Raw genomic sequence first — 4,372 nt, 5'->3', positions numbered from 1 at the left:
CGAAACCGCGCCAACAGGCCGGCGTCAACGACGCTAAAGTCGTGGTTCGCGCCACCGTGGGCGGATACGTGAGGGGCCAAACGCCTCGCCGGCTGAATCAGCAATAGTTCAGCGTGTCCTTAGACGCCAATCATCTCAAAACTATGGAGGCGGAGAATGCTCGATTGAAAAAGCTGCTGGCTGACGCCGTGCTGTAGAACGTGTTCGTGCGGGAGGTGCCGAAAAAAATTGGTGGGCACGCCGTCTCGGCGTGAGGAGGTGTGTCAGATAGCGGCCGGCAGACTTGGTGAGCGGCACACACTGCGGTCGGACAGCGTGAGCGGATCTTGCCGCTGCCCCATCGCCATAAACGCTACAGTGCCTGCCGGGTACTGCTGACCTCCGATCAATCACAAGCGCGTCGAGCAGCGCTACCCGCTGGAACAGCTGCAGTTATGCCCGCAGCGCAAGAAGATCCCAGTCCCGGCAGACATGCTGAGTTCATCCCAAACTTGGTAGAGCGGAATTTCGATGTATCGCAGCCAGACCCCATCTGGTCGACCGATATCACCCATGTCCACACCTGGGAGGGCTGACTCTATACTGCGGTTGTGCCGAATCTTTTCCCCAGAAGGGCCATCGGTTACGCGGAAAACCATTCATCGTGAGCCGGTTCTCAACGCGATTCTCATGGCAGGACGTCAGAGAATGCCCATGCAGACCATCGTGCATTCTCACAATACACAGCGACGACTGCGAAGGTTTTGCCAATCGAACAAGCTAGAAGCCGGCATGAGCCGCCGCGGGAACTGCTGGGACAACGCCGTTGCGAAATCCTTCTTCAGCAACCTGAAGAAGGAACGCATCAAGAAAATGATCTACAACAATTGCCAGCTTGCGATTGATAACATCTCAGATTACATCGGGTCGTTCTACAATCGAACGCGTTGACGCCAGTATTTGGGGGAAGCCAGTCCAGATTAATCTGAAGAGGCTGCCAAGCAGTCGAAATCGGGAGCCCACTAAACCCAGGGAACTCCATCCACTACTGTCAGAGAGCTACAACAAAGCGGCAACGGACTTGAGTTCAGTGTAGGAAAGAAGGCCCTCAAGCCCCTGTTCCCGTCCCCATCCGGACTGTTTGTAACCGCCGAACGGCAGCGCCGGATCGAGCGGATTGTGCGCATTGATCCATACCGTACCGGCCCTCAGACGAGGGGCGAGTTTATGAGCAATACTCAAGTTGCGAGTCCAGATGCTTGCACCCAATCCGTAGAGGGTATCGTTGGCTTCCCTAGCGATCGAATCGAGATCGTTATCGTCAAAAGGAATGGCGCATACCACGGGGCCGAAGATCTCCTCACGCATGACAGACATGTCAGAACGCGCGTTCGTAATGACCGTCGGTCTCATGAAGTAGCCATCACGATCGAGAACATCCCCGCCCGCAACGACCTGAGCACCGTCTTCCCGTCCGCTTTGGACATAACCCTTGACTCGGGCGAGCTGCTTGGCCGAAATCAGTGGGCCGAGCTCGCTTGTCGGCTCCATGCCGGCCCCTAATTGAATGGCTTCGGCCCATTCCGCTACACCTTCGACGAGTTTGTCAAAAATTTTCTTGTGGACATACAAGCGCGAACCAGCCACGCAGACTTGACCAGAGTTTGTAAAAATACCTCTTGCGGTACCGAGTATGGCCTGCTCCAGATCAGCATCGGGAAAAACAATCGCCGGCGACTTTCCACCGAGCTCCAATGTTACCTTTTTCAAATTGCCGGCGGCCGCTTGCGCGATGAGACGGCCCACTTCAGTACTGCCTGTAAAGGCGATCTTGTCCACCCCGGGGTGGGCTGCGATCGCGGCACCGGTTATTTCACCGGCGCCGGTGACAATATTAAGTACCCCCGGCGGCAACCCCGCCTCCAAGGCCAGCTCACCCAGTCGCAGAGCACTCAAGCTGGTCTCCTCGGCCGGCTTGAAAACAATTGCACAACCAGCCGCCAGGGCATGAGAGATCTTCATTCCAGCCATCATCAACGGGGCATTCCAGGGCACAATCTGGCCGACAACTCCGATGGGTTCGCGTAGCGTATATGCATGCCAATCGCCCGGTAGAGACAGAGAGACGGTGTCTCCGCAGAGCTTGGTCACCCAGCCGGCCATGTATCGGAAGCTCTCCACGGCCATGGGTACAAAACCGTACCTACATACGCCATACGGTGCCCCGTTGTCACGGCTTTCCAACTCTGCCAGCTCATCTGCGTGCTGTTCGATTAGATCAGCGATTCTCCAGATCACCGCGGCGCGCTCAGCCGGCTTCATCCGTCTCCATGGGCCATCATCGAAAGCTGCACGCGCCGCAGCCACGGCGGCATCCACGTCATCCTCGCTGGCAGCGGCGAACGTGGATATCGTGCGTCCGGTCGCCGGGTCCAGACTGGGCAGATACTCACCAGAGCGTGCGTCCACCCAATCACTGCCGATAAGCAGTTTATGTCTGCGAGTGAGAAAATCCGACACGGCTGAGCCAACCGTAGCCGCTACGCTTGTGCTTCTATCTTCCATCCGGGGAACTCCTGTCTAAGGCAAAGCTACCGTGAAGTGTGGCTGGTCAAAGTCGAAATACACCTCACCCGACTACGGACACGACACACGGGCTACATTCCAGACGAACGCTCGGACTCCGACCAACAATACACTTCATGCACGTTAACTATTGGATTGAACGTCTTATTCCACACCGCCGGACGCGAACGCATGAAACCACCGGCGCAAACGATACTGTCAAGATAACGATATAGGCAGTCATCCTTTGCCTTCTCTTAAAGACTGGAAAACCGGGATCGTGTGCAGTTTCAACATGGGGACACCACCCATCCTTCGATTGACGCCCCACCTTCCTTCCAGCCAAACGCATCACCCTGACGGACACCACTGGCTGCCGGGGTCTCGGCGTTCGAGCAGAACATCCGCCTGCAGGAAACGGCATCACACCCTTAAGTGTCAGTAATTAAACTACCTAATCCCCGCGACGGGCGTTAGCCCATATTGGCATTATCTGTCGCACATCGCTGTGCTACTTCGTGGCGAAGTTAATCCGGCGGCAATAATTTACAGCCTATTTTACGCCTCTAAAATGGCTTCTAATTATTGATAAGGTACGTTTTCGACACACTAACTGTGTCCTTAGTAGCAAAAAGATTTACGTCGGTACATTTACTCACTACCGGGAGCTTTGCATGAATTCCTTCGCCATGGCTGCGAATCACTTTGACCAAGCTCGGCCGGCGCAAGCGGTCCGCCAGCTCACCGGAAGACGCGAAATGGTCGAGCTGATGACTCACTGCGTCGAACACGTCGACGCCACCCAGGTTTGGGCGGCTCTAATAGCGTCTTGGCAATCGAAAACGATAGGCCCACCAGCGTCCGACCGCCGAGAAGACCAAGTTGCTTGCCCGCGCGCAGCGCCTCGGAAACGAGTTCACCCACGCTTTGCATTTTCAGCTGCGACGCGAGCGACACAACGATCGCCCTGGGCTCCGGCTCCGTGGCGACGATCGAACCGGCTGCTTGCAGCGAGTTACAAACCTCAATCCGGGATTCCGATCCGGCCGCAAGGCAGCGAGCCAACGGGACAAGCGCGTCACCGCAAGCCACCACGAGCTCTCCAGCCGGTCGGGCCCCAGATGCCAACACGTAGAGTTCGCGCAACACCTCATCCCATCGACGCCGACAACTCTCGTCAGGCGGGGCGAGAAGAGGAACGAATCCACTCTCCGGGCGCAGACCGATTCGGCTGCATTCGTCCAGAGTGTCGAACCATCGAATCATCGTTCGTACCTCAGGCACCAACCTCGACCCAACGCCGCGCTCACTTGGCCCAGAACCATACCTGTAGGACCCGCCGCAACTGTTTGCACCCTCGTGGGATCGCTGATACCGCATGCCATGCGGAATTCGTTCTTCGGAGGACCACTCCCGTGTTCTTGATCGGCGGAACCTCGACACGCACGTCGTCGCGGTCGCCCGATCCCAAGAGCTGAAGGCAGCCACCTGTCTGTTCGGTCCACCGCTCGTTCAGGTACATCAGGTACGTGACCATTAGGTACGTGACCATTTTGTGCGGCTTGTCAACGTGGGGCTCGAAGAAGGACCCTTCGCCAAAGCGCCAAAAATGAGCTTGCATCTGCAGGGGGCGAACGTCGAAGCCGGCAACGTCGCTAAGGAAGCGCTGATTTATTCGCCCGAGGCGTCTGTGCTGGTCGTGAGTCTGGGATCATGAGTCATCGTCACAGTTGGGTTGATCGCCATGCAATCGAGCTTTTCGGAGTTGGAATACGCGGCCAAGAAGAAACGCACGCGCCGGGATCGGTTTCTGGGTGATCTGGAGCAG

At 56.8% G+C, this 4,372-nt stretch carries 2 protein-coding genes; one reads left to right on the top strand and one right to left on the bottom strand.

The window, feature by feature from the left end; translation table 11 throughout:
- Positions 1-693 precede the first annotated feature (693 nt).
- The gene (locus P8014_RS20215; protein WP_337819137.1) at positions 694-930 is read left to right on the top strand and encodes an IS3 family transposase; all 237 of its coding nucleotides are present in this window, start codon (positions 694-696) and stop codon (positions 928-930) included.
- A 108-nt stretch (positions 931-1,038) separates the two neighbouring features.
- Here P8014_RS20215 and P8014_RS20210 read toward each other — a convergent pair whose 3' ends face one another.
- A complete protein-coding gene (locus P8014_RS20210; protein WP_337819136.1) occupies positions 1,039-2,544 on the bottom strand; it encodes an aldehyde dehydrogenase family protein in 1,506 nt (501 codons plus the stop codon).
- Between the last annotated feature and the right edge of the window lie 1,828 nt (positions 2,545-4,372).

The organism is Acidihalobacter sp., from assembly GCF_037381185.1.
Taxonomy (GTDB): domain Bacteria; phylum Pseudomonadota; class Gammaproteobacteria; order DSM-5130; family Acidihalobacteraceae; genus Acidihalobacter_A.
The sequence above is the reverse complement of the archived record's forward strand: the minus strand, read 5'-3'. Positions and strand labels throughout refer to the sequence as shown.

Bases quoted from the DNA above. Each gene is read 5' to 3' on its own strand.
- P8014_RS20215 (WP_337819137.1), top strand. From the start codon at position 694: ATGCAGACCATCGTGCATTCTCACAATACACAGCGACGACTGCGAAGG.
- P8014_RS20210 (WP_337819136.1), bottom strand. From the start codon at position 2,544: ATGGAAGATAGAAGCACAAGCGTAGCGGCTACGGTTGGCTCAGCCGTG.